Source organism: Stenotrophomonas sp. SPM (assembly GCF_003105135.1).
Taxonomy (GTDB): domain Bacteria; phylum Pseudomonadota; class Gammaproteobacteria; order Xanthomonadales; family Xanthomonadaceae; genus Stenotrophomonas.
Genome location: NZ_QETL01000147.1, coordinates 1 through 7,230 on the forward strand (window position 1 = coordinate 1; position 7,230 = coordinate 7,230).

Genomic DNA, 7,230 nt, shown 5'->3' on the forward strand with positions numbered 1-7,230 from the left:
CCCTTTTCACGCCGTGAAAAGGGATCTGACCCCTTCATAAAGCCTTGTCTCATGAGGTGAGACACCGGGCTGGCATTGTCGCCCATTGCCCCCATCTGGTCACCTCGGTAGGCTGACCGATTGCCCGTCCCCCTGCTGGCCCGGCACCCAGCCAACGCCCCCCATAACCGGATCCCCCATGGCGATGGATTTCATCCGCATCCGCGGCGCGCGGACGCACAACCTCAAGAACATCGACCTCGACCTGCCCCGCGACAAGCTGATCGTGATCACCGGCCTGTCCGGCTCGGGCAAGTCCTCGCTGGCGTTCGACACCATCTATGCAGAAGGCCAGCGCCGCTACGTCGAGTCGCTGTCGGCCTATGCACGGCAGTTCCTGAGCGTGATGGAAAAGCCGGACCTGGACCACATCGAGGGCCTGTCCCCGGCCATCTCGATCGAGCAGAAGTCGACCTCGCACAACCCGCGTTCGACCGTCGGCACCATCACCGAGATCTACGACTACCTGCGCCTGCTGTACGCCCGCGTCGGCACCCCGCGCTGCCCGGACCACGGCTACCCGCTGGAGGCGCAGACGGTCAGCCAGATGGTCGACCAGGTGCTGACCCTGGACCCGGAACAGCGCTACATGCTGCTGGCCCCGGTCATCCGCGACCGCAAGGGCGAGCATGCGCAGGTCTTCGACCAGCTGCGTGCGCAGGGCTTCGTGCGCGTGCGCGTGGACGGCGAGCTGTATGAAATCGACGCGGTGCCGCCGCTGGCGCTGCGCCAGAAGCACACCATCGAAGCGGTGATCGACCGGTTCCGCCCGCGCGAGGACATCAAGCAGCGCCTGGCCGAGAGCTTCGAGACCGCGCTGAAGCTGGGCGACGGCATGGCCTCGGTGCAGAGCCTGGACAACGCCGAGACCGCGCCAACCCTGTTCTCCTCCAAGTACTCCTGCCCGGTCTGCGATTACTCGCTGCCCGAGCTGGAACCGCGCCTGTTCTCCTTCAACGCGCCGATGGGCGCCTGCCCCGGCTGCGATGGCCTGGGCATGGCCGAGTTCTTCGACCCGGCGCGCGTGGTGGTGCACCCGGAACTGTCGCTGGCCGCCGGTGCGGTGCGCGGCTGGGACCGTCGCAACGCCTACTACTTCCAGCTGATCGCTTCGCTGGCCAAGCACTACAAGTTCGACGTCGATGCGTCGTGGAACTCGCTGCCGGCCAAAGTGCAGCAGGCCGTGCTCTACGGCAGCGGCGATGATGCGATCACCTTCACCTACTTCACCGAAGCCGGTGGCCGCACCCAGCGCAAGCACCGCTTCGAGGGCATCATTCCCAACCTGGAACGCCGCTACAAGGAAACCGAGTCGGCGGCGGTGCAGGAAGAGCTGGGCAAGTACATCAGCGAACACGCCTGCCCTGAATGCAACGGCGCGCGTTTGAACCGGGCCGCACGCAACGTGTTCGTGGCCGACCGCCCGCTGCCGGAGCTGGTGGTGCTGCCGATCGACGAAGCACTGAAGTTCTTCAGCGAGCTGAGCCTGCCGGGCTGGCGCGGCGAGATCGCCGCGAAGATCGTCAAGGAAATCGGCGAGCGGCTGGGCTTCCTGGTCGACGTCGGCCTGGATTACCTGACCCTGGAGCGCAAGGCCGACACCCTGTCCGGTGGCGAAGCACAGCGCATCCGCCTGGCCAGCCAGATCGGCGCCGGTCTGGTCGGCGTGATGTACGTGCTCGACGAGCCGTCCATCGGCCTGCACCAGCGCGACAACGAACGCCTGCTGGGCACCCTCACCCGCCTGCGCGACCTCGGCAACACGGTCATCGTGGTCGAGCATGACGAGGATGCGATCCGCCTGGCCGACTATGTGCTTGACATCGGTCCGGGTGCAGGCGTGCATGGCGGCGAGATCGTCGGCCAGGGCACCCTGCAGGATCTGCTGGATGCACCGCGCTCGCTGACCGGGCAGTACCTGTCGGGCAAGCGTTCCATCAAGATCCCGGAGCGCCGGCACAAGCCGAACCCGAAGATGACCCTGCACCTGCGCGGTGCCAGCGGCAACAACCTGAAGGGCGTGGACCTGGCGATTCCGTCGGGCCTGCTGACCTGTGTGACCGGCGTGTCCGGCTCGGGCAAGTCGACCCTGATCAACGACACCCTGTTCTCGCTGGCCGCCAACGAGATCAACGGTTCCTCGCACCCGATCGCCCCGTACAAGGAGATCGATGGCCTGGACCTGTTCGACAAGGTGGTGGACATCGACCAGTCGCCGATCGGCCGCACCCCGCGCTCGAACCCGGCCACCTACACCGGCCTGTTCACCCCGCTGCGCGAGCTGTTCGCGCAGGTGCCCGAAGCGCGTGCGCGCGGCTATTCGCCGGGCCGTTTCAGCTTCAACGTGCGCGGCGGCCGCTGCGAGGCCTGCCAGGGCGATGGCCTGATCAAGGTCGAGATGCACTTCCTGCCGGACGTGTACGTGCCCTGCGACGTCTGCCACGGCAAGCGCTACAACCGCGAGACGCTGGAGATCCTGTACAAGGGCTACAACATCAACGACGTGCTGGAAATGACCGTCGAAGATGCGCTGAGGCTGTTCGAACCGGTGCCGTCGATCGCCCGCAAGCTGGAAACGCTGGTGGACGTGGGCCTGAGCTACATCAAGCTGGGCCAGAGCGCGACCACGCTGTCCGGTGGTGAAGCGCAGCGCGTGAAGCTGTCCAAGGAACTGTCGCGCCGCGATACCGGCCGCACCCTGTACATCCTCGACGAGCCGACCACCGGCCTGCACTTCCACGACATCGAAGCGCTGCTGGGCGTGCTGCACAAGCTGCGCGACGAAGGCAACACGGTGGTGGTGATCGAGCACAACCTGGACGTCATCAAGACCGCCGACTGGATCGTCGATCTCGGCCCGGAAGGCGGCCACCGCGGTGGCACCATCCTGGTGACCGGCACGCCGGAAGACGTGGCGGCCTGCCCGCAGTCGTACACCGGCCAGTTCCTGGCCCGCATGCTGCCCTCGACCAGCGCGCGCCCGGAGCAGCCGGCCGCCGTGGCCAACAAGCCCGACGCCCGCCCGCCGCGCAAGGTGAAGCCTGAGAAGCCGGCCAAGGTGGCGAAGAAGGCCGTGGCCGCCAAAAGCACCGGCAAGGCCAGCAAGAGCACGACCAAGAAGAAGGACGCCTGATGAGCAGCGAACACAAGATCCTGGCCCGCATCCCGATCAGCGTGCGCTGGCGTGACATGGACAGCATGGGCCACGTCAACAACGCCAAGTACATTTCCTACCTGGAAGAAGCGCGCGTGCGCTGGATGCTGGGCGTGGAAGGCGTGTCGATGACCGACCGCATCGCACCGGTGGTGGCCGCGACCAACGTCAACTACCGCCTGCCGATCGTGTGGCCCAACGACATCCTGGTCGAGCTGTTCGTCGAGCGCCTGGGCAACAGCAGCGTGACCATCGGCCACCGCATCGTCGACCAGCAGGACGATACGAAGCTGTATTCGGACGGCAACGTGGTGGTGGTGTGGATGGATACGCAGACCGGCAAGAGCGCCCCGCTGCCGGACGCGATCCGCAACGCGTCGAGCTGATCCGCTTCTGGTAGATGCCGACCTTGGTCGGCGTTTGGTCCGCCGGGCATGGCCCGGCGCTACCGTTGCAATTCAAAGGACTGAGATGATCCACCACACCGGACTGCGCGACCTGCTGCCCGGCATGGTCCCCTTCCCCGCCGATGTCTTTCCCGCCGACCAGGCCTGGCTCGGCCAGCACCTGCTGCCGCTGCTGAACATTGACCTGGGCGTGCTGCGGCCTGAGCTGGCTGGCCAGGTGGCGACGATGCTGTGCCCGATCGAGCCGTATGAAGGCTGCATCGGTGACGACACCACCGCACACCACAACGCGTTCACCGGCATCAACTGGATCGCCTTCGCGCTGACCGCGGACAACCGCATGCGCTTCCTTGGCACGCAGGAATACTTCCTGGGTGAAGCCGTGGATGGCGACGAGGCCCGCGCCCATATGGTGGAAATGCGCGAGAGCCATGCCAAGGCGCGTGCGTATTTCCAGCAGCACGGGCGCCTGGCCAGCTGCTCGCGCTACGGCGAGGGCGAGCTGGACGAACAGGCATGGCTGCAGCAGCTGGGCGGCCCGATCTGGTTCGGCAACTGGTCCGGCTATGCCCCGCTGCCTGCGGCGTTCCAGCTGCAGGATCTGGCCGGCTACCGGCAGCGCGGCAGCCTGCGTTTCCGCAATGACAGCAGCCAGCTGCCCGACGATGGCCTGCAACTGACCCGCGACGGCCAGCCCTTCTTCCATGTGGCAAGCGTGCCGGCCAGCAACTGGGTCGCGGCCGGCGCCGATGCCATCGTGATGTTCTACGAACCGCACAGCCGTACGGTTCTGTTTACGTACGACTGGTCGTAGAACACCGCCGGGCATGGCCCGGCGCTACCCAAGCATGACCGCCGGATCATCACCGGTAGCGCCGGGCCATGCCCGGCGGAACGGGCGACGCGTTACGGCGCAGTCTTGCGCACCGTCAACGTCACGCTGGCTTCGCCACCGCCCTCCAGCTGCAGCTGCAGCGGCACGACCTGGCCTTCCTTCAGCGCTCCCTTGCCCTCCATCAGCATCAGGTGCAGGCCGCCCGGCTTGAGCTCGGCGCGCGCACCCGGTGCCAGCGGCAGCCGCTCGACCGCACGCATGCGGCTGACCCCATCGACGATCGTGGTTTCGTGCAGCGATACGTCGCCGAAGCTGGCGCTGCGTGCGCCGCTGATGGCCACCGCTGTCGCGCAGCCGTTATGGATCACCCCGTAGCCGGCGGTCATCGGCATGGCCGGATTTGGCGGCAGGCGCGCCCAGCCCTGCTGCACGGTGACGCAGGCGGGCACGGCGGTCGCCGCCGATGCTGCCCCCGCACACAGCAGCAACAATACGCCAACGAATGGTTTGGTTATCATCGCCTCAGATTCCTGTCCGCAACGAGACCGCAGCATGACAACGCTCATCGAGGTGATCAACCATGGCCCCATCCGCGAACTGCGCCTGGCGCGGCCACCGGTCAACGCACTGGACACCGAGCTGTGCCGGCAGCTGATCCACGCCATCGAGCTGGCGATGGCCGAGGACGCGCACGGCATCGTGCTGTCGGGCAGCGACCGGGTCTTCACCGGTGGCATGGACGTGCCGCACCTGCTCTCCCACGGTGATGACAAGCACAAGCTGCTGGACAGCTGGAACGCCTTCTTCGGCGCGGTGCGCAGCGTGGCCGAGAGCCGCATCCCGGTGGTGGCGGCCATCACCGGCCATGCGCCGGCCGGCGGCTGCGTGCTGGCGCTGTGCTGCGACTACCGGGTGATGGCGCGCAGTGCCGACCCGGCACGCCCCTATGCCATCGGCCTGAACGAGGTGCAGGTGGGCCTGGTGGCGCCGGAAGGCATCCAGCGCCTGCTGCGCCGCGCGGTGGGCGTGCACCGTTCCGGCATCCTGCTCGCCACGGGCGCGCTGGTGCCGGCCGAGCAGGCGCTGCAGATCGGCCTGGTCGATGAACTCGCCGACGGCGACCTGGTGGTGGCCCGCGCCATCGCCTGGCTGCAGAACCTGCTGAAGCAGCCGCGCCAGCCGATGCTGCTGACCCGCGCGGTGGCCCGTGCCGACCTGCAGGAGGCCCTGCACCCGGACCTGATCCAGCTGGACCGGTTCCTGGAGGCCTGGTTCGCGCCGGATGCGCAAAATGCCCTGCAGGCGCTGGTGGCGAGGCTGGGCAAATAACGGCCGCCCCCGCCCGGGGTCAGAGCCCTTTCGCAAAGCGAAAGGGATCCGACCCCTGACCGGTATAATCGAGCCTTCTTCACTGCTGTGGCCGCCCCCTTGAACGACACGCCCGAACCCGTCGTCTCCGAGCTGATCGACCTGCTCACCCTGGAGCGGCTGGAGGACAACCTGTTCCGCGGGCAGAGCCGCGACATCGGCACCAAGTACGTGTTCGGTGGCCAGGTGCTGGGCCAGGCGCTGGCCGCGGCCCAGGCCACGGTCGACAACGGCCGCCACGTGCACTCGCTGCACGCCTATTTCCTGCGCGCCGGCAACATCGACCACCCCATCGTCTATGACGTGGACCGTACCCGCGATGGCGGCAGCTTCTCCGTGCGCCGGGTCACCGCGATCCAGCACGGCAAGGTGATCTTCTTCTGCGCGGCCTCGTTCCAGCAGGCCGAGACCGGCGCCCAGCACCAGCACAAGATGCCCGAGGTGCCGCAGCCGGAGGACATCGAACCAAACCGTCCGCTGCCGGCCGAGGTGCTGGAGCGGCTGCCGATCAAGGTGCAGCGCTGGCTTTCGCGCGGCGGCCCGTTCGAGTTCCGCCACGTCTACCCGCGCGACGAACTGAACCCGCCCAAGCGCCCGCCCTACCACCAGGTGTGGCTGCGCCTGAGCGAACCGGTCGGCGACGCGCCCGAGCTGCACCAAGCGCTGCTGGCCTATGCCTCCGATTTCCACCTGCTGGGCACGGCCACCTTCCCGCACGGCATCAGCTACTACCATCCGCACGTGCAGATGGCCTCGCTGGACCACGCGATCTGGTTCCACCGCCCGTTCCGCGCCGACGACTGGCTGCTGTATTCGCTGGACAGCCCCAGCGCGCAGGATTCGCGCGGCCTGGCCCGCGGCCAGTTCTTCACCCGTGATGGCGTGCTGGTGGCCAGCACCGCCCAGGAAGGCCTGATCCGCGTAGTGCCGGACCAGGATGCCGCGGCCGCCGTGCCGGCCAAGGAGTAAGCAATGCGCCAGATTTTCAGCAGCCAGCGCGTGGAAACCGTCGAGGGCGTGGCCGAGCTGCTGCGCAGCCACGACATCGAAGTGAAGGTGACCAACGGCCGCTCGTACAAGACCCGTCGCCGTGGCCAGTTCAGCTATACCGACCTGGGCAACAGCCAGGGCTACCCGGCGGTGTGGATCGTGCGTGCCGACGACCAGCCGCGTGCACGCGAGATCCTGCGTGACGCACGCCTGCTCGACACCACCCGCCGCGACCACCCGACCGCCGAATTTGCCTTCCGCGATACAGCCGAGACCACCGGCAGTGGCCGCGGTTGGGCCTGGCGCATCCGCATCGCCCTGCTGGTGGTGATCGCCGGCGTGGCGCTGGTGATCGGCCTGCGCCACCGCGGCGCCCCGGCTCCCGCCGCACCGGCCCCGGCCCCGCAGGCCCAGCCGCAGCAGGCGCAACCGGCCCC

The 7,230-nt window shown here is 67.7% G+C and carries 7 protein-coding genes; 6 read left to right on the plus strand and 1 reads right to left on the minus strand.

Going from position 1 to position 7,230, the window contains the following annotated elements; all coding sequences use genetic code 11:
* The first annotated feature begins 178 nt into the window (after positions 1–178).
* From uvrA to DCO49_RS18820, 3 genes are all read left to right on the plus strand, one after another.
* Complete coding sequence (uvrA, locus tag DCO49_RS18810) at positions 179–3,172, plus strand: excinuclease ABC subunit UvrA (RefSeq protein WP_116865285.1); 2,994 nt, start codon at positions 179–181, stop codon at positions 3,170–3,172.
* Positions 3,172–3,579 carry a thioesterase family protein gene (locus tag DCO49_RS18815; RefSeq protein ID WP_116865286.1) on the plus strand — a complete coding sequence of 136 codons (408 nt, stop codon included), beginning with the start codon at positions 3,172–3,174 and terminating at the stop codon, positions 3,577–3,579. Before uvrA ends, DCO49_RS18815 begins: the two co-directional genes overlap by 1 nt.
* A gap of 85 nt (positions 3,580–3,664) precedes the next feature.
* Complete coding sequence (locus DCO49_RS18820) at positions 3,665–4,414, plus strand: enolase (protein ID WP_116865287.1); 750 nt, start codon at positions 3,665–3,667, stop codon at positions 4,412–4,414.
* A gap of 92 nt (positions 4,415–4,506) precedes the next feature.
* Here the strand turns inward: DCO49_RS18820 and DCO49_RS18825 are convergent, their stop codons facing one another.
* Entirely contained in the window at positions 4,507–4,953 is a 447-nt protein-coding gene (locus DCO49_RS18825; protein WP_116865288.1) for a copper chaperone PCu(A)C, read from the minus strand.
* A 34-nt stretch (positions 4,954–4,987) separates the two neighbouring features.
* Between DCO49_RS18825 and DCO49_RS18830 the strand changes: the two genes are divergently transcribed.
* The 3 genes from DCO49_RS18830 to DCO49_RS18840 form a co-directional block, all read left to right on the plus strand.
* Positions 4,988–5,764, plus strand: coding sequence for an enoyl-CoA hydratase/isomerase family protein (locus DCO49_RS18830; protein WP_116865289.1), 777 nt, complete (start codon positions 4,988–4,990; stop codon positions 5,762–5,764).
* A gap of 99 nt (positions 5,765–5,863) precedes the next feature.
* Complete coding sequence (tesB, locus tag DCO49_RS18835) at positions 5,864–6,772, plus strand: acyl-CoA thioesterase II (protein ID WP_079221063.1); 909 nt, start codon at positions 5,864–5,866, stop codon at positions 6,770–6,772.
* 3 nt (positions 6,773–6,775) lie between these two features.
* The coding region (locus tag DCO49_RS18840) for a pathogenicity-like protein (protein ID WP_116865290.1) at positions 6,776–7,230 on the plus strand (455 nt) is incomplete at its 3' end.